The sequence below is a fragment of the Magnetospirillum sp. XM-1 genome, assembly GCF_001511835.1.
GTDB lineage: Bacteria > Pseudomonadota > Alphaproteobacteria > Rhodospirillales > Magnetospirillaceae > Phaeospirillum.
The window spans coordinates 2045624-2063185 of the sequence record NZ_LN997848.1; the positions used below are offsets into that span (position 1 = coordinate 2045624).

Genomic DNA, 17562 nt, shown 5'->3' on the forward strand with positions numbered 1-17562 from the left:
GTGTTCACCACGCCCCCGGCCCCGCCCGCTGCGAGGCGAAGCGTTCGGCCAGGAAGTCGAGGAAGCTTCTGACCTTGGCCGACAGCTGATGGCGCTGGAGAAAGACGGCGTGGATGTCGGCCTCCACCCCCGACCAGCCGTCCAGCACGCGCACCAGTTCGCCCGAGCGCAGGTAGGGCGCGATGTCCCATTCCGAACGCAGCAGGATGCCGTGCCCGGCCAGCGCCCAATCCACCGCCACCTCGCCGTGATTGGCCGACAGCGCGCCGCCCACCTTGACCGAGGCGTTCGCCTCGGCCGAGACCAGATTCCAGGTGTTGAAGGCCCCTTCGTTCTCGCGGATGACGATGCACTGGTGGTCGCGCAGATCGGTGGGGAGAAGCGGCGGGGCATGGGCGGCGAGATAGGCAGGAGCGGCGCACAGCAGGCGGCGGTTGGCGGCGATCTTGCGGCGCACCAGGCCCGAATCCGGCCCCAGTCCGAAGCGTATGCCGATGTCCATGGCCTCGGCGGTGAGGTCCAGCGGCCGGTCCGAGAGGTGGAGGATCACCTCCACCTCGGGATGCAGGCGGACGAAATCCGACACCGCCGGGCCCAGGTGACGCCGGCCGAAGCCGAAGCCCGCGTTGATGCGCAAGCTGCCGCGCGGACTTTGCCGTCCGGCGGCCAGATCGCGCTCCAGGCTTTCGATGTCGCCCAGGATGCGGCGGCCTTCCTCCAGGTATTTCTCGCCTTCCGGGGTCAGGCTCTGACGCCTTGTGGTGCGGTTGAGCAGGCGCACCCCCAGCCGGGCCTCCAGGGCGGCGAGGCGGCGGCTGATCGCCGGCGGCGACAGCCCCATCTCGCGCGCCGCCGCGGTCAGGCTGGCATGGCGGGCCACCAGGGCGAAGAAGCCGATATCCAGGTCGATGCTCAATTAATGCTCCAAACGCATTAGTATCGTGAATTTGACGCCATTGATTGCGTCTGTGGCAAGGATAATCATGGGGCGTTCCTGATCGGCGAAGGCAGCCCCCGTGACCGTGTCCCTGCTTCTCTCCCTGATGCCCATGCTGCTGCTGGGCGGCGCCCTGGGGTTCCTGGGCGGCCTGTTCGGTATCGGCGGCGGCATCATCGCCATTCCCCTGCTGGCCTCCGTCTACGGTATGGATCAGGCCTTGGCCCAGGGCACCGCCCTGGTGATGATGGTGCCCAACCTGCTGGCTGCCTGGTGGCGCTACATGCGGCGCAATCCCGTCGGATTGGGCGTGGCGCTGCGCCTCGCCGTGGTGGGAACGCTGACCACCTATGGCGCGGCGCAGCTGGCCCAGGGCCTGGACCAGCACGTGCTGCGGCTGCTGTTCGCCGGGTTCCTGGCCGTCCTCGCCTGGGGCATGATCCGCCCCGCATCGTCCGGCGGCGGCGGCGGCCGGGTCCGCCCGGCGCTGATCCCGCTGGTGGGGCTGGCCGGCGGCGGCAGCATGGGCCTGCTGGGCGTGGGCGGCGGGCTGGTGGCGACGCCGCTCCTGATCCGCTGGTTCGGGCTGGATCAGCGGGCGGCCCAGAGTCTGGCCCTGGCCCTGGTGCTGCCCTGTTCGGCGGCGGCGCTGTTGTCCTATGCGCGGGCCGGCAATGTGGACTGGGGAATCGGTGCCGCCCTCGGCCTGGGGGGGATGGCCTGCGTCTCGGCCGGTGTCGCCCTGGCCCACGCCTTTCCCGAGACCGTCATGCGGCGGCTGTTCGCCGTGATGCTGGCAGCGACCTCATTGGCCGTGCTGGCCGGGCGCTGACGGTTCCGCCTCTTTCTCCTCCTCCTCCGCCGCCCGGTCGGGCAGGGTGAAGAAGAAGGTGGTGCCCTGGCCCGGGGCGGAAGCCAGCCACATGCGGCCGCCGTGGCTTTCCACGATGCGCTTGCAGATGGCCAGGCCGATGCCGGTGCCGGGATAGGCGATGCCGGTGTGCAGGCGGCGGAACACCTCGAAGACATAGTCGTGGTACTGGGGATCGATGCCGATGCCGTTGTCGCTGACCGCGAAACGCCAGGCGTCGCCGTCGCGCTCGGCCTCCACCCGGATCAGGGGCGCTTCGCTGCAATATTTGAGGGCGTTGCCGATCAGGTTGTGGAAAACCTGGCGCAACTGGGCGCCGTCGGCCTGGACACTGGGCAGCTCGCCCCGCTGGACTTCGGCCTGTTTCTGCTCGATGAGCGGGCGCAGGCTTTCCCTCTCGTCGTCCACCATGGCGGCGCAATCCACCGCCTCGAGGGCGAGGCCGGCGCCGCCGGCCCGGCTGTATTCCAGCAGGTCGCGCACCAGATTGGACATGCGCAGCGCCTCGTTGACGATGAAGCGCAGGTAGTCCCGGCCTTCGTCGCCCAGATTGTCCCGGCACTTGCGCTCGAGCAATTGCGAGAAGCTGACCAGCCCGCGCACCGGCTCCTGCAGGTCGTGGGCCGCCACATAGGCGAAGCGCTCCAGCTCGGCATTGGTCCGCGACAACTCGGCGATGACCTCCTGCAGGTCGCTTTCCGCCCGGGTGCGCTCGTGAATTTCGTGCCGCAGCTCGTCGTTGCGGTCGTGCAGGTCCTGCACCGCCAGATTCAGCTGGCGGGCGATGTTGTCGTAGGCCCAGCGCAGGCGGTCGATCTCGTCGCCGTTTTCGGGAAAGCCCAGCGTCTCGTCGAACAGCGAGGCCTGGGAGACCAGGGATTCCGGCACCAGCCTGCCGACGTTGCGGGCCAGTTCCTCCACCCGGCGGGTGACGATGCGGCTGAAGATCACGTACATGAACGCCGCCACCAGGAAGGTCTTGAGCGCGTTGCTGACCAAGATGGCGACGGCCTGGCCCAGCAGGCGGTCGTAGATGCCGTCCAGGCTGGCCGTCACCTCCATGGTGGCGAGCTGGCGGGTTTCGCCCCGCACCTCGCGGGACAGGTCGTACTGGCGGTGGATGTGCCGCTTGGAGGCGACGGCTCCGGCCGTCCACACGTTGCGGCCGTCCACGGTGGTGATCACCGCGTATTCCACATGGGAAAGCCGGGTCAGGGCGTCCAGCGCCAGGGTGATCTGGCGTTCGTCGAAGGTCCAGACGCTGCCGGTGATGGGTGGCAGGAAGATGCGGACGTTCTCCAGCTGGTCGTCCATGTCGGCGCGCTGCTGCTGGTATTCGTGAAGTAGTTGATAGCCTGTCGCCAGGATGGCCAAAAAAGAGCTGAAGGCGACAATCAGCACGATCAGGCGACGGCCGATCTTGTTTTCGCGCCCTTTCTTGCGGAGCATCATCATCATCATGGTGCGCGCAGCCTACCCGTATCCCGGAATGGATACGAGCCTAAAACATTCGCATGGCCTACTTTGGATTTGGTCTGGGGACGCCATCGACCCGCAAGGTTTCGGCGATGGCTTCCAGTCTGGCCATCACCGCCTCGGCGTCGGGATAGGAGCGGCTGAGGACGAGATGGACGTCGAGCCGGTCGATGACGTCGAACTCCAGGTCGCGGATCGGGCGTTCGGCCAGGATTTCCTGGGCGGGACCGGCATAGTCCAGCAGATACCCGGCCCGCCCGCGTTCCAGCATGGCGAAGGCGGATTCGTGGCTGACCGTGGGATTGTTGCCGACCCGGTTGGCGGGGTCCTTGATATAGGCCAGGATGCCGCCATAGCTGTAGCCGTGGACGGTGATCACCTCCTTGCCGGCCAGGCCTTCCTGCGAGGTGACGGGGGGCAGGTCCTTGCGGCGGTAGACCCGCAGTTCGGTGCCGGCCACCGGCCGCTTGCTGATCAGGCAGCACTTTTCCAGCGCCGCGCCCTTGACCAGCATGGAGAAGTCGGTCTGTCCGTCGCGCAGATGCTCGAACATGCGCGCCGCCGGCAGTCCGCGCGCCCGCCAGGGAATGCCGGCCTGCTTGAACAGCGGCGCGGCGAGGCGCAACAACGGATTGTCGGGTTCGCCCCTTGCGTCCAGGCGGGTGGTCCAGACCGATTGATCAGGATAGGAGTATTCCAGGGTGCGGGGTTCGGCTGCTGCCGTGCCGCAAATGACCAGAAGAATTCCCGCCAGAAAGAGGGATGATCCGCGTCCGCTCATCATCCGTCTCCGTTTCATTTCCTGAAGTCTTCGTCGAGAATACCGCAAGAGCCGAAACTTCACAATCGACGGACTCGTCATCCGGCCTCTTGTGTTTCCCGATGGTTTTCCTGTTCCGGGGGGCATATCCTCGCTTTCGACGCCGCAGCGAGGAGGGGCCGGCATGGCCATGGACCAGGAGTTGCACGCCGGGCTGGAACCGGGCCTGCGTTTCGCCATGCTGATCGGTCCCGACGGCGGCGTCCGCGACCTGCGCTGGCCCGAGGTGGAGACCTGGCGGCCGGCCGACGGCTTCCTGTGGGTTCACCTGGAGCGGGACGAGCCCCGGGCCTCCCATTGGCTGTGCGAGCGCTCCGGCATTGATCCGCTGGTGGCCATGGCGCTGACCGCCGAGGAATCGCGGCCCCGGGTCGAGGATGTGGGCGACGCGCTGATGGTGGTGCTGCGCGGCGTCAACAAGGCCCGCGCCGGCGAGGGCGAGGACCCGACGGCCGAGACCGAACTGGTCCCCGTCCACATCTGGATCGAGGCGGACCGCTGCATCTCGCTGCGCGACAAGGACCATTCGCTGAACGCGCTGCGCGACCTGCGGATCGCCATGATGATGGGCAAGGGACCGCGCACCGCCGGTGCCCTGCTGGCCCGCATCGCCGAGAAGGTGGTGGACCATCTGGGAATTCTCACCGACGAGATCGAGGACGGCATTTCCGATCTGGAGGACCGCATCGGCGAGGGGCTGGCCGGTACCGACCTGCGTGAGGACATCGCCTCGGCCCGGCGCAAGGTGGTGCAGCTGCGCCGCTATCTGGCACCCCAGCGCGACGCCCTTTACCGCCTGCGCCACGACGACGCCAGCTGGCTCGACCCCGAGGCCAAGATGCGCCTGCGCGAGGTCAACGACCGCCTGATCCGCCATATCGAGGATCTGGACGAAATGCGCCAGCGCGCCACCATCTTGCACGAGGATTTCACCAATCTGGTGGCCGAGCGCGCCGCCCAGTCGTCCAACCGCCTGACCGCGCTGGCCGCCATGGTGCTGCCGCCCTCGCTGCTGGCCGGCATGATGGGCACCAATATCGGCGGCATCCCGGGAGCCCAGGAACCGTTGGCTTTCCTGATCCTGTGCGGGGCGGTGCTGGGCATGATGCCGGTCACCTACCTGATCCTGAAGTGGATCAAATGGCTATAGTCAGGCGGCAATGAAATAAATCGTTTCTTTTTGTTGCTCACGGATTTGTGCAATTTGCATAAGGTGTCCGGGGATATCGCCCGGAATTTGGGGTCGGGGAACGATGAAGAAGGCCGACGACAGCGGCGACGGCGGCGGGGCCGTGCCCGACGGCGGGGCGGGGCACGCCCGCCGCAAGGGCAAGGCCGCCTCGGCTCTGGGGCCGCCGCAGGAGGCCTATGTCGCCTTCGCCTTCGCCGCCGCCGACCTGCTGATGGAAGCCGACCACGATGGGCGGATCATCTTCGCAATCGGCGCCTCCATGTCGTTGGTCGGGCGTCCGGCCCGCCTGCTGGCCTCCATGACCCTTCCCGAACTGATCCGCTCCGAGGACCAGTCGCGCGTCCGCAACGCCCTGAAGCGCATGGCCAAGGGCGACCGCGTCCGCCACACCCTGCTGCACGTCAGCCTGCCGGGCGGCGGCAGCACGCCGGTGGCGCTGTCGGGCTATCCCCATCCCGACCATCAGGGCCGCCTGCTGCTGGTGCTGACCCATTCCGGCACGCTGATGTCGCCCACAATCCGCCAGAAGGACACCGGATTGCTGGGGCGCGAGGGCTTCGAGGCCCTGGCGGGCGACCTGATCAAGGAAAGCGCCAAGGACGGCGACGAATCCTATCGCATGACCCTGCTGGACCTGCCGGAACTGGCGGAGCTGCGCAGCAAGGTGGGCGCCGAGGCCACCGCCGACTTCATCTCCCGCTTCACCGATTACCTGCGCCAGTGTTCGGTGGGCGGCGGGGCCGCCGCCGATTTGGGCAACAGCAAGTACGGCCTGATCCACGGCCCCGAGGTCACCGCCGGCGAGATCGAGACCGCCATCAGCGGCCTGGCCCAGCAGGTGATGGGCGCGCCCATGGCGCCTGAATCCGCCTCGGTGGCCATCGACGGCGGCGGCATCTCGGCGCAGGAAGCCACCAGCGCGCTGATCTACACCCTGAACCGCTTCACCACCGACAGCGACGCCACCATCCACGAATTGTCGGCCATGGCGCGTCCGACCTTGTCGCAGACCGTGTCCAAGATGCGCGAGGTCAAGGAGACCATCGGCAAGGGCGACTTCCAGCTGCACTTCCAGCCCATCGTCGATTTGTGGAGCAACGCGGTCCACCACTTCGAATGCCTGGTGCGCTTCGGCGGCAGCGGCAATTCCCCCTACAGCACCGTGGTGTTCGCCGAGGACACCGGCCTGGTGGGAGAACTGGACCTCGCCATCTGTGCGCGCGCCATCGAGTTCATGCGCCAGGGGGTGGGCTCGGAACCGTCCTTGCGCTTCGCCGTCAACCTGTCGGGGCGCTCGCTGTCCAGCCCCAGCATGGCGGCGCGTCTGCTGCAGATGATTCACGCCGCCTCCGACCTGCGCGGCCGGCTGCTGTTCGAGGTGACGGAAAGCTCGGCCATCGCCGACCTGGTGGCGGCCAACGCCGTCATCCAGGAAATCCGCGGGCGCGGCCATCCGGTGGGCATCGACGATTTCGGCGCCGGGGCGGCGGCGTTCCACTATCTGCGCGGCCTAAAGGTCGACCACGTCAAGATCGACGGCTCCTATGTGCGTGAGGCGGCGGGCAAGGGGGATTCGCTGCCCTTCCTGCGCGCCATCACCCAGCTGTGCCGCGAGTTGCGGGTAGCCACCATCGCCGAGCACATCGAGGACGAGGCCACCGCCAACCTGCTGCGGGTCTACAACGTGCGTTACGGCCAGGGCTATTATTTCGGCAAGCCCATGCGGCCGTCGCCCAAGCTGCACGGCAACAAGGCGCCGTGGGCGACGCCGCTCACCCAATGGCGCAACGGATTGCTGTTCTTCGGCAACGGGACCGGCAACGGCAACGCCTCCGGCACTTAGGCGTCACGACTTGTATGTTGAATTCCTTCGTCGCTGGTCTTAATGCAGGACCGATGAAGGTCGCTAAGGGGGGTATTGTGCTGGCGTGGACGGATAGCTTGAGCGTCGGGGTTCCCACGCTTGATGAGCATCACCGCCATCTGTTCTCCTTGCTGGCCCGGATCGCCGCAATGGTCGAGGAGGGGGGCTTGACCCTCGACGGCCTTGGGACGGTCTTCGCCGAGTTGAACAGCTACATCGCCTATCACTTCGCCGAGGAGGAGGCCATGATGGAGCGGGCCGGCTTCCCCTTCCTCGAATTGCACCGCCATTCCCACCAGACCATCGCCATGCGGGTCGCCGACATGGCCGCGGCCCTGACCGCCGCTGGAATGGAGAACGCCGCCCGCGACCTGCACGGTTTCCTGACCGGCTGGCTGATTCACCACATCGAAATCGAGGATTTCGAATACCGCCCCTTCCTGGTTGGTGGTGCCTAAGCTTCTCCCTGCCAAAGTATCCCTTCGCACGTGCAAAAATAATGTTGCATATGGGGCCTTGATTGATATTTCGGGCCTATCCTGCTATGTTTTCCCTCAAAAGAAATAAAAGTATTCCAGGGAAGGCGAGGAGGTCCAATGGCGCCCCTTACTCAGGGACACGAGACCGGCGTGCCCGCGATCGATGCCGGGAACGAGGGGCTGCGCTTCCTGCTCGGCCGGGTGTTCCAGCCGGGCGTCGAATGCCGTCGGGGCATGGCCGGGCGCGGCGATTGCGATTTCAGCCGCTGTTCGCGCATCCAGGCGATCATGCGCTATGTGGAGCGCAATTTCGCCCAGCAGGAAGAGGTGATGGCCGAATCTGCCTATCCCGACGCGCGGCGCCATCTGGACGACCATGCCGGCCTGCTCGATCACCTGGGGGTGATGCTGCATGCCCAGGTCTGCGCCGACAAGGACGCCGTCAAGGTCCACGACTTCATCGCCCACTGGGTGGTGGAGCACGCCCAGCGTTGCGACCGCCCGCTGGGCCGCTGGGCGGTGACCCGCCGGGTGCTGGAGCCCAAGTGCTAGGACCCAAGTGCCGAGGAGCGGCGCAAGCGGCGTTGTAACCGTCCGGTCCCGTCGCTACTCTGCCGGCCATGAGCGACCCTGCCCCGTCGGCGGCCGAACTTCCCCTTGATCCCGAACAGCGTCTGGCCGCCGAGGCCGAGGCGCGATCCGTGCTGGTCCTGGCCGGGCCGGGGACGGGCAAGACCACCACCCTGGTGGGGCGCTACCTCCATCTTCTCGAGCGGGGGGCGCAGCCCGCGCGCATTTTCGTATCCACCTTCACGGCGCGGGCCGCAGGCGAACTGCGCGAGCGCATCGGCGCCCGCCTGGAGGCGACGGGGCGGGGGATCGAGCCCGAATTCTTTCGCCGCATGCCCATCGCCACCCTGCACGGCATGGCCTTGCGGCTGCTGCAGCGTCACCCGCCGCCCGGCTGTCCGCCCTTCAAGGTGTTCGACGAGCAGGCCTGCGCCCGGGTGATCGCCCGGCACCGCCTCTATCTCGGCGACGACGTGCGCAAGCCCGGCGACGTGTTCGGCGCCTACAAGGACAGGCTGATGGACCCGGCGGCGGCGCTGGCCGAGGCCAAGGCCAGGAATGATTCCGCCCTGCTGGAGGCGGCCGAGGCCTATGGCCGCTACCAGAAGGCGCTGGCCGAGGAAGGGGGCTTCGATTTCGGCGACCTGATCATGGAACTGGTGCGCGGGCTGGAGGCCGACGAGGCCTATCGGGCGCGCCTCGCCGGCTTCTTCGATCACCTGCTGATCGACGAGTACCAGGACATCAACCCGGCCCAGGAGCGCATGCTGCGCCTGTTGCGCGACCAGGGCGCGCGGCTGTGGGCGGTGGGCGACGACGACCAGTGCCTCTACGCCTGGCGCTCGGCCGATCCCGCCTTCATCTTAGGCTTCGAGGCGGCATGGCCCGATCCCGCGCTGTATCGCCTGTCGTGCAACTACCGCAGCACCGCCACCATCGTCGCCGCGTCCGGCGCCCTGATCGGCGCCAACCGCAAGCGTCACGCCAAGGATCAGGTTCCCCGCAGCGCCTCGCGTCTGGCGATGACCATCGCCGGGCTGGACGACGACGAGGCCGAGGCCGAATACGTGCTCAGCGTGGTGCGGGGACTGGCCGGGCGCGGCATGCCCTGGCGCGAGATGGCGGTGCTCTACCGCGCCGGCCATGTGGGCTCGCGCATCCAGATCCGGCTGGCCGAGGCGGGGGTGCCCCTGGTGGTGCGCGGCGCGGGCGAGTTCTGGCAATTGGGGCCGGTGCGCCTTGTCGCCGGGCTGGCCCGTCTGCTCGCCGACCCCAAGGACATGGACGCCCGGGCCATGCTGGGCCATGGCAAGCGCGTCGATCGCCTGCTGCAACAGGCCCCCGAGAAGATCGACGCCGACGTGCCCTGGCCGGCGCTGTGCCGTCAGGTGGGGCGTCTGGTCTCGGCGACGGCGCGTCCGCCGGGGGAAGAAGGGCTGCAATGGCGCGATCTGGCCTTCACCGCCGCCGACCTGGCGGCCGAATGCGACGGCGCCGCCGCCTTCGTCGCGAGGATGGAGGAGCAGCGGCGCTCGCTGCGCCGGGCCGAGACCGAAGGCGACGCGGTGGTGCTGTCCACCATTCACGGCGCCAAGGGGCTGGAATGGTCGGCGGTGGTGGTGGCCGGCTGCGAGGCAGACCTGATGCCCCACGATTCCTCGCCCGATCTCGAGGAGGAGCGCCGCCTGATGTACGTGGCCGCCACCAGGGCCAAGCGCTGGCTGGTGCTGTCGTTTGCCGCCCTGCGGCGGGCCGCCGCCCGCCCATCGCCCTACATCGCCGAGATGATCGGCGGGCTGGACGAGGATCAGGTGCGCTATCACGACGCCCGGAGCCGGGCGCTTCTGCACGCCGCCCCGCTCCCCGAGACAAGGGCGCCCAAGCCGCTCCGGCTCCGTCCCGAACTGAAGGCCGCGGCCCCGATGCGCAAGGGGCGGTCCCCGTCCCGCAGGACGCGCGCATAGGGCCTTGGGCAGGGGTAGGGAGTGTTTGATTTTCCCCCGTGAACAGGGCATCCTGCCTAGCGCTGTCCAAGGTCCGGGGGAGGGGGGCAAGTCCCGCCCAAATTCTGGGAGGACGATGCGGAAGCGGCTTGTGAGCCGCGCCGCCTTTTTTGCTGCGATCCGTCCGCGCCCAAGGCGTCGGCGGATGGCTCGGGTGGACGGCGAGTGGTGAATTTTCACGAAGGTCAGGGCGGACTCATGGGCGATACAAACATGACCAGAGGCGAGACCGAGGCGGCGGCGCAGGGGATGGGTGCCGGCGAGACCGAGGCCAAGGACGCGGCGACCCCGGTGGCGCCCCCTCTGGCGGTCCTTCGGCCCGAACCGCTGTCGTCCGGTGGCGAGGCGCCGTCTTCGGGCGGAAAGTCCTCCCAGTTGCTCGCCCTGCTGGTGACCGTCGCCTGGATCGGGCTTTGCGGCTACTGGGCCAACACCTCCATCGGCTGGGGCAACCTGCTGTTCATGCAGCCCCAGGAGATCGGCGGCATGGTCGGCGCGGCCTTCCTGCCGCTGGCCTTCCTCTGGTTGCTGGTCGCCTATTTCGACCGGGGCCGCGAGTTGCGCTCGCTGTCGGCCGAGATGCGCGAGCAGCTCGCCCGCCTGACCTATCCCGCCGAGGGCGCGGAAGGCCGGGTGTCGCGCATCGCCGAATCCCTGCGCGCCCAGGCCCGCGACCTGACCAACGCCTCCACCGAGGCCGCCGCCAAGGGCGAGGCCGTGCGCGAGATCATGGCGTCGCAGATCGAGGCCATGACCGGCGTGGTCGGCCGCGTCAACGACGAAGCCCAGACGGCGGTCGAGGCGCTGCGCAAGGAAGTGGACCGCCTGACCCAGGCCGCCGACGGCGCCACGGCCCGGGCCCGCGAGGTGGAAACCCTGCTGCGCATGCAGACCCAGGACCTGACCACCGTCACCGACACCTCGGCCCATCGCATCCGCGAGTTCGGCGAATTGCTGCGCGGCCAGATCGAGAGCATCGACACCACCTCGGCCCGCGCCGCGTCGCGCGCCGACACCGTGGCCGAGCAGGTCCGCACCCAGGCCGAGTCCCTGGACAAGGTCTCCCAGGCGGCGGTCGCCCGCGCCGAGCAGGTGGTTTCCATGTTCGAGCGCCAGAGCAGCCAGCTGGGCAGCTCGGCCGAGCAGGCCACCACCCGCACCGAAGTGGTCGCCAATTCCCTGGCCGAGCGGGTCGAGGCGCTGGAAAGCCTGTTCACCCGCCAGAACACCGACCTCGACCAGGCCGCCGAGCGTCTGGCCGAGCAGACCGCCCGCATTTCCGCCTCGCTGCAGCAGCAGGCCACCGGCCTCGACCAGATCACCGAGCGCGTGCTGTCGCGCGTCAAGATCGTCGAGGAAGCCCTGGGCGTGCAGTCGCGCGAGCTGGGCTCCGCCTCGGATCAGGCCATGGGCCGTTTCCGCGAGATCGAGGAAACCCTGGCGCGCCACACCGACAACCTGAAGACCGCCGCCGACGACGCGTCCAGCCAGCTGGGCGCGGTGGGCGAAGTGTTCGTCCAGCGCCGCGACGACGTGGACCAGGCGGCCGAGCGGGCCATGGCCCGGGTGCGCGAGGTGGGCGAGGCCTTCCAGGGCCAGACCCGCGCCGTCGCCGCCGCCTCGGACCAGATGACCGCCCGCGGCCGCGAGGTCTCCGAGACGCTGCGCCTCTATATCGAGGACCTCAACAAGGGCGCCGAGAAGTCCGCCGCCCAGGCCGAGAACATCCGCACCTCGCTCCGGAAGCAGGCGGACGAACTGGCCGACGCCGCCAACGTGGTCTCGACCCAGTCCAAGCTGTCGGAAGCCTCGCTGAACCAGCAGTCGCGCCACCTGATCGCCACCTCGGATCAGGTGATGGCCAAGGTGAAGACCATCGCCGACACGCTGCGCCAGGGCACCAACGACCTGATCGCCACCTCGTCCAAGGTCGGCGTCGAGCTGGATGCGGTGGGCGAGACGCTGCGCCAGCGCACCACCGACGTGTCCGCCGCCGCCGTCAAGGCGATCTCGGATTCCGGCGGCGTGGCCGAACTCTTGGAGAAGCGCTCCGAGCAGCTGCAGAACGTCTCCGACCAGCTGGGCTCGCGCGTTCGCGCCGCCACCGAGGTGCTGCGCAAGCAGACCGAGCAGGTGGTGGCCAGCGCCGATCAGGCCGAGGCGTCGGTCGGCGCGGTGGGCGAGGCGCTGCGCGTCCAGGCCCAGTCCCTGGCCCGCGTCGCCGACGATTCGTCGGACGTGCTCAAGGCTTTCGGCTCCTCCATCCAGCAGAACGCGGTGCAGCTGGGCGAAGCCGCCCAGCAGGTCTTCGCCCAGTCGCAGACGGCGGGTGACGCGCTGCGCTCCATCAGCCGCGATTTCGAGGAAGCCTCCAACAAGACCGCCGCCCAGGTCACCGCCGCCGGCGACATGCTGCGCGCCGGCATCCGCGAGCTCACCGCCTCGGCGGAGCGGATCACCGCCCAGGTGCGCTCGGCCGGCGACGGCCTGCGCCGCCACGCCAGCGAGATGCAGGAGACCACCGAACGGACCGGCGCCAAGCTGGAAGCCGCCTTCGAGATGGTGCGCACCAAGTCCAACGACCTGGGCATCACCGGCGACCGTCTGGCCCAGCAGGCCGAGAGCTTCTCCAACAGCTTCTCGCGTCAGGTGGAGGAACTGGTCAACGCCTCCAAGCTGGCCGAGATCCGGGGCGCCCAGCTGGAAGAGAAGCGCGCCCAGCTGTCGGTGGAGCACTTCCTGCAGAACGCCGCCTTCATCGTCGAGAAGCTGCAGTCGCTGTCGGTGGACATCGGCCGCATCTTCAACGCCAACATCGACGAAAAGGCCTGGCGCGAATTCCACGCCGGCGACCAGTCCATCTTCGTGCGCAAGATCCTCAAGAATCTCGACAAGCACCAGATGGCGTCCATCAAGAACAAGTTCGAGGACGACGGCGATTTCCGCGAATACGTCACCCGCTATCTGGCGGAGTTCGAGGCCCTGCTCAACCAGGCCCGCAATTCCGATCACCAGGACGTGCTGACCGGCACCTTCACCTCGTCCGAGGTGGGCAAGCTGTACCTGGTCCTGGCCCGCTCGCTGGGCCGCCTGGAATAGGCTGTGGCCTGGGTCCAATGAAAACGGCGCCGGAGTGATCCGGCGCCGTTTTTCTATGATCGGGCTATCGCCCGAACCCCATTTTGATTCATAAATAAAAGGGAGGCTTGGCCTCCAACCGGGGTACGGGGCGGGAGCCCCGTTTTACCCCAGCACCGCCCGCAATTGGGCCAGCCGCGCCTCCAACTCCTCCGGGCCGTAGGGGCGGGCGGGAACCGCGCCCCAGACCGGCTTGGGCCAGGAGGCGTCGTCGGTGTTGCGCGCGATGACGTGGACGTGCAGCTGGGCCACCACGTTGCCCAGCGCGGCGATGTTGATGCGGTGGGGGGAAACGGCCTGGCGCAGCGCCGTCGAGGCCCGCGCGATCTCGTCGAGCAGGGTGACGCGGTCCTGGGCCTCCAGGTCGGTGATCTCCACCACGCTTTCGCGCCGTGGCACCAGCAGCAGCCAGGGATAGGTGCTGTCGTTCATCAAGAGGACGCTGCACAGCGGCCACTGGGTTACCGGCACGGTATCGGCCTGAATCCTGGAGTTGATCTCAAACATGCATTCAGTCTCCACGTTGCGCCGGCCTTGGTGTTCAAGGTATCAGGAAGCGCCGCTGACGAAAGGGCTTTCAAATGCGCCGCCATCGCACCAATCCGTTCCGCCGATTGTTCTCGGGACTGGGCCTGATTCTGCTCGTGGTGGCGCTTGGCGTCGGGAGTCTGGAATTTCTGGCCGGCTGGGCGGTGAAGCTGATCCGCGACAAGCGTCCGGTCTTTGCCGCCAATCTGTCCGACGACGATCTGGGGAAGCTTTACAACACCACCGACGTGGCCCGCTATCGCGCCATCCTGAAGCAGGGCTGGCGGCAGTTCGACACCGTCTACACCCCCTTCGTGGAGTATCGCACCGCGCCGTATCAGAGCGCTCATTTCACCGTCACCGATGACGGCGTCCGGGGCAATGGCGGCGCTCTGCCCGATCTGGCGGCGGAGGGGCCGAAGGTTTTCGTCTTCGGCGCCTCGACCACGCTGGGGGCCGGGGTGGCCGATTCCGAAACCATCCCCGCCTATCTGGAACAGGCGCTGGGCGCGGTGGGACGCGGCGACGTCAAGGTGTTCAACTTCGGCACCGTTTCCTACTACTCCACCCAGGAGCGCATCGCCCTGGAACGGCTGCTGACCGTGGGAGTGAAGCCCGATATCGCGGTGTTCATCGACGGCGACGCCGACTTCTATCATTGCGCCGTTCCCGACAGCAGCGCCTGGAACGACCGCCTGAGCCAGATCACCGGCGCCCGGTCGCGTCTGCCCCTGTGGCGCGATCTGGCCGCCCGCTCGCACGTGATGCAGATGATCCGCCATCTGGCCGGCGACAAGTCGGTGCTGGTGCGCGAATGGGGGCGTTTTTGCGAGACCGATTCCGAGGTGGACGCCGTTGTCCGCCGCCTCGACGCCAATCGCCGCATGATCGACGCCCTGGCCGAGCGCATGGGATTTCGGGCGCTGTTCGTGCAGCAGCCGGTGCCCACCTATTCCTATGACAACCGCAAGCGGCCCTTTCCGGTCAAGGAAGAGGCCCTGGGCTATCACATGAACGCGGCGCGCGGCTATCCCCGGATGGCCGACATGAAGGCCGCCGGGCAATTGTGGGACAAGGGGCTGCTGTGGCTGGCCGAGCTGGAGCCCGCCGAGGGCAACGCCTATATCGACGCCACCCATTATTCGCCGGCCTTCAACAAGGTCATCGGCGAACGCATCGCCTCGGTGCTGGTCGATGGCGGGATGCTGGCCGGAAAATAACCTCCGGTAGCGTTTCGCGATGCGGCACTTCCGCAACATAATTTATCGCTCCGGTGCATCGGTGCCCTGCAATTCCTTTTGTTGCACACAGTGGCCGAGGCGGACAGAATGGCGGCCACAATCGGGGGCGGGAGACTCGGGGTGCAAAGATCGCCTCGAGGGTCGTCGATCAAGATAACGTCTGGGAGGACGCATGGTTTCGGCCAAGCCGGGCAAGACCATTGCCGCAACGGCTCCGGCGGGTGGGGCCGGGGCGTGGGATGACGCCGCTTTCCGTTGGAACGATGCCCTGGTCGAATTGGCCGGGGCGCCGGATGCGCCGCTGAATATCGGCGCGGTCTGCTCCGATCGCCAGGTGGGCCTGGGCCGGGGCGGACGCACGGCCGTCCGGTGGCTGGGCCGCCGCCAGGGCAACCGCGACATCACCTACGGCCAGCTGGCCGATCAATCCGGACGGATCGCCCGCGTGCTGGCCGACCTGGGCCTGAAGCCCGGCGAGACGGTCGCCGTGCTGCTGGGCCGTGTTCCCGAACTCTATGGCGCCGCCCTGGGCATCTGGAAGGCCGGCGGGGTCTATTGTCCGCTGTTCGCCGCCTTTGGCCCCGGCCCGGTCAAGGCGCGCCTGGAACTGGGCAAGGCCGCGATCCTGATCACCTCCGACGATCTCTACGCCCGCAAGGTGGCGTCGTCGCGGGCCGCGCTGCCGCATCTGCGGCATGTCCTGCTGGTGGGCGAGGACGGGGCCGCCCCGAACGTTGCGCCGGGCTGCGCCGACCTGCTGGCCCTGGCTTCTGCCGCCCAGCCCATGGCGGCGGTGGCGACCCAGCCCGACGCCCCGGCCTTCCTGCATTTCACCAGCGGCACCACCGGCACGCCCAAGGGCGTGCTGCACCCCCATCGGGCGGTGCTGGCCCATCTGGTCACCGGGCGCAAGGTGTTCGGCCTGTCCGAGGCCGACGTGTTTTGGTGCACCGCCGATCCCGGCTGGGTGACCAGCACCTCCTACGGCATCATCGCGCCGCTGGTGTGCGGCGCCGCCCTGATCGCCGACGAGGCCGAGCTGGAGCCCCGGCGCTGGTACGGCATCCTGCACGACGAGAAGGTGACCGCCTGGTACACCACGCCGACCGCCATCCGCACCATGATGCGCTATGGCGCGGCGCTCGCCCGTTCGTACCGCGAGAATTCGCTGCGCGTGGCCGCCAGCGTCGGCGAGCCGCTGAACGCCGAGGCGGTGATGTGGGGCCAGAAGGCGCTGGGCGTACCCTTCCTCGACACCTGGTGGCAGACCGAGACCGGCGCCATCACCATCGCCAACGGCCCCGGCACCGACCGCCGGCCGGGCAGCATGGGCCGCCCCCTGCCGGGGGTGGAGGCGATGATCATGCGCTGCGAGGGTGGAACGCCCAAACCGGTGGACGGCATCGACGCGGTGGGCGAACTGGCCATCCGCACCTGCTGGCCCTCCATGTTCTCCGGCGCGCTGGGCGAGGAGGCGCGCTATGGCGATTGCTTCCGCGACGGCTGGTACTTCACCGGCGATCTGGTCAAGCGCGACAAGGACGGCTTCATCTGGTTCGTGGGCCGCGCCGACGACATGATCAAGTGCGGCGGCCTGCAGATCGGCCCCTTCGAGGTGGAAGGCAGCCTGATGGACCACCCGGCGGTGGCCGAGATCGGCGTGGTGGGCAAGCCCGACATGCTGGTGCGCGAAGTGCCGGTGGCCTTCGTCTCGCTCAATCCCGGCTTCGAGGGCGGCGACGCGCTGCGCGCCGAGCTGCTGTCCTATGCCCGCCAGGAACTGGGGGCGGGCATGGCGCCGCGCGAAATTCATTTCGTCGAGGAGCTGCCCAAGACCAATTCGGGCAAGATCATGCGCCGGGTGCTGAAGGCCAAGGCCATGGGCGAGCCGGAAGGGGGCGACATCCTGTCCACCCTGCCGCCCTGTCCGGGGCGCTACGACGACGAGTGACCAAAAGAAAACGGGGCCGAAAGGCCCCGTTTTTAGTTTCCGTCGTCGCCTTATCCCCGTTTGCCGCAGGGACAGCCCCCCGAACCGCCGCCGCATCCGCCCTTGCCCTCGTCCACCAGTTCGCGGACGGTGGAGACGCATTTGCCGCAGCGCGGCTTGGAGTCGAAGTGGCGGAACACCTCCTGCGTGCTGCCGGCGCCCTCGGTGACGGCGGCGCGGACCTGACGGTCGGTGAAGCCGTGACAGAGACAGACATACATGGGGGTGCCTCCTTCCTACTGCCGGGTGCTGGAATGAATGGCGCGGGGTTCCGCGGCGCTGTCCGATTCCCAGGCGATGGCTTGCAGGGTGCCGGCGCACAGGCCGAGCAACAGGGTGAAGACCAGCAGGCGAACCGAAATCATGTGACGCTCCGAGCGTGTAGGCCACGATCTGATGCAGATGATAATCACTCGCAGCTTCGACGCCAATAGTTATTTTGTGTGATACGCA

The 17562-nt window shown here is 67.9% G+C and carries 15 protein-coding genes; 9 read left to right on the forward strand and 6 right to left on the reverse strand.

The window, feature by feature from the left end; translation table 11 throughout:
- Positions 1-4 precede the first annotated feature (4 nt).
- Positions 5-916, reverse strand: a complete 912-nt coding sequence (locus XM1_RS09540; RefSeq protein ID WP_068432987.1) for a LysR family transcriptional regulator — start codon at positions 914-916, stop codon at positions 5-7.
- Positions 917-1016: 100 nt separating this feature from the next.
- On the opposite strand from XM1_RS09540, the gene XM1_RS09545 reads away from it, so the two are divergent.
- A complete protein-coding gene (locus XM1_RS09545) occupies positions 1017-1769 on the forward strand; it encodes a sulfite exporter TauE/SafE family protein (protein ID WP_068432989.1) in 753 nt (250 codons plus the stop codon).
- On the opposite strand, the gene XM1_RS09550 is transcribed toward XM1_RS09545, so the two are convergent.
- A complete protein-coding gene (locus XM1_RS09550; protein ID WP_231920756.1) occupies positions 1743-3257 on the reverse strand; it encodes an ATP-binding protein in 1515 nt (504 codons plus the stop codon). The two genes, XM1_RS09545 and XM1_RS09550, sit on opposite strands and share 27 nt — an antisense overlap.
- Positions 3258-3327: 70 nt before the next feature.
- Positions 3328-4065 (reverse strand): ABC transporter substrate-binding protein, encoded by a 738-nt coding sequence (locus tag XM1_RS09555; RefSeq protein WP_156428686.1) that lies wholly within the window; start codon positions 4063-4065, stop codon positions 3328-3330.
- 163 nt (positions 4066-4228) lie between these two features.
- Between XM1_RS09555 and XM1_RS09560 the strand changes: the two genes are divergently transcribed.
- From XM1_RS09560 to XM1_RS09585, 6 genes are all read left to right on the forward strand, one after another.
- The gene (locus tag XM1_RS09560; RefSeq protein WP_068432995.1) at positions 4229-5254 is read left to right on the forward strand and encodes a zinc transporter ZntB; all 1026 of its coding nucleotides are present in this window, start codon (positions 4229-4231) and stop codon (positions 5252-5254) included.
- 103 nt (positions 5255-5357) lie between these two features.
- Positions 5358-7139 (forward strand): EAL domain-containing protein, encoded by a 1782-nt coding sequence (locus XM1_RS09565; RefSeq protein WP_068432997.1) that lies wholly within the window; start codon positions 5358-5360, stop codon positions 7137-7139.
- Between the two features lie 53 nt (positions 7140-7192).
- The gene (locus tag XM1_RS09570; RefSeq protein ID WP_255360612.1) at positions 7193-7618 is read left to right on the forward strand and encodes a bacteriohemerythrin; all 426 of its coding nucleotides are present in this window, start codon (positions 7193-7195) and stop codon (positions 7616-7618) included.
- A gap of 138 nt (positions 7619-7756) precedes the next feature.
- The gene (locus XM1_RS09575; RefSeq protein ID WP_068433001.1) at positions 7757-8191 is read left to right on the forward strand and encodes a bacteriohemerythrin; all 435 of its coding nucleotides are present in this window, start codon (positions 7757-7759) and stop codon (positions 8189-8191) included.
- 68 nt (positions 8192-8259) lie between these two features.
- Positions 8260-10173: an ATP-dependent helicase gene (locus XM1_RS09580; protein WP_068433003.1), complete on the forward strand. Its 1914-nt coding sequence runs from the start codon at positions 8260-8262 to the stop codon at positions 10171-10173.
- A gap of 252 nt (positions 10174-10425) precedes the next feature.
- Positions 10426-13311 carry a hypothetical protein gene (locus XM1_RS09585; RefSeq protein WP_231920758.1) on the forward strand — a complete coding sequence of 962 codons (2886 nt, stop codon included), beginning with the start codon at positions 10426-10428 and terminating at the stop codon, positions 13309-13311.
- A 144-nt stretch (positions 13312-13455) separates the two neighbouring features.
- Here XM1_RS09585 and XM1_RS09590 read toward each other — a convergent pair whose 3' ends face one another.
- Positions 13456-13857, reverse strand: a complete 402-nt coding sequence (locus XM1_RS09590; RefSeq protein ID WP_068433007.1) for an HIT family protein — start codon at positions 13855-13857, stop codon at positions 13456-13458.
- A gap of 74 nt (positions 13858-13931) precedes the next feature.
- On the opposite strand from XM1_RS09590, the gene XM1_RS09595 reads away from it, so the two are divergent.
- Together XM1_RS09595 and XM1_RS09600 are read left to right on the forward strand one after the other, a co-directional pair.
- Complete coding sequence (locus XM1_RS09595) at positions 13932-15098, forward strand: SGNH/GDSL hydrolase family protein (RefSeq protein WP_068433009.1); 1167 nt, start codon at positions 13932-13934, stop codon at positions 15096-15098.
- 193 nt (positions 15099-15291) lie between these two features.
- Positions 15292-17070 carry an AMP-binding protein gene (locus tag XM1_RS09600; protein ID WP_231920759.1) on the forward strand — a complete coding sequence of 593 codons (1779 nt, stop codon included), beginning with the start codon at positions 15292-15294 and terminating at the stop codon, positions 17068-17070.
- 50 nt (positions 17071-17120) lie between these two features.
- Here the strand turns inward: XM1_RS09600 and XM1_RS09605 are convergent, their stop codons facing one another.
- Positions 17121-17330 carry a bacterioferritin-associated ferredoxin gene (locus XM1_RS09605; RefSeq protein WP_068433011.1) on the reverse strand — a complete coding sequence of 70 codons (210 nt, stop codon included), beginning with the start codon at positions 17328-17330 and terminating at the stop codon, positions 17121-17123.
- A gap of 15 nt (positions 17331-17345) precedes the next feature.
- Complete coding sequence (locus XM1_RS25140) at positions 17346-17474, reverse strand: hypothetical protein (RefSeq protein ID WP_255360613.1); 129 nt, start codon at positions 17472-17474, stop codon at positions 17346-17348.
- Positions 17475-17562 lie beyond the last annotated feature (88 nt).

Excerpts from the sequence above, each read along its gene's own strand:
- XM1_RS09575 (WP_068433001.1), top strand. The coding sequence starts at position 7,757 with ATGGCGCCCCTTACTCAGGGACACGAGACCGGCGTGCCCGCGATCGAT.
- XM1_RS09605 (WP_068433011.1), bottom strand. The coding sequence starts at position 17,330 with ATGTATGTCTGTCTCTGTCACGGCTTCACCGACCGTCAGGTCCGCGCC.
- XM1_RS09580 (WP_068433003.1), top strand. The coding sequence starts at position 8,260 with ATGAGCGACCCTGCCCCGTCGGCGGCCGAACTTCCCCTTGATCCCGAA.
- XM1_RS25140 (WP_255360613.1), bottom strand. The coding sequence starts at position 17,474 with ATGATTTCGGTTCGCCTGCTGGTCTTCACCCTGTTGCTCGGCCTGTGC.
- XM1_RS09585 (WP_231920758.1), top strand. The coding sequence starts at position 10,426 with ATGACCAGAGGCGAGACCGAGGCGGCGGCGCAGGGGATGGGTGCCGGC.
- XM1_RS09565 (WP_068432997.1), top strand. The coding sequence starts at position 5,358 with ATGAAGAAGGCCGACGACAGCGGCGACGGCGGCGGGGCCGTGCCCGAC.
- XM1_RS09555 (WP_156428686.1), bottom strand. The coding sequence starts at position 4,065 with ATGAGCGGACGCGGATCATCCCTCTTTCTGGCGGGAATTCTTCTGGTC.
- XM1_RS09570 (WP_255360612.1), top strand. The coding sequence starts at position 7,193 with ATGAAGGTCGCTAAGGGGGGTATTGTGCTGGCGTGGACGGATAGCTTG.
- XM1_RS09550 (WP_231920756.1), bottom strand. The coding sequence starts at position 3,257 with ATGCTCCGCAAGAAAGGGCGCGAAAACAAGATCGGCCGTCGCCTGATC.
- XM1_RS09560 (WP_068432995.1), top strand. The coding sequence starts at position 4,229 with ATGGCCATGGACCAGGAGTTGCACGCCGGGCTGGAACCGGGCCTGCGT.
- XM1_RS09590 (WP_068433007.1), bottom strand. The coding sequence starts at position 13,857 with ATGTTTGAGATCAACTCCAGGATTCAGGCCGATACCGTGCCGGTAACC.
- XM1_RS09600 (WP_231920759.1), top strand. The coding sequence starts at position 15,292 with ATGGTTTCGGCCAAGCCGGGCAAGACCATTGCCGCAACGGCTCCGGCG.
- XM1_RS09595 (WP_068433009.1), top strand. The coding sequence starts at position 13,932 with ATGCGCCGCCATCGCACCAATCCGTTCCGCCGATTGTTCTCGGGACTG.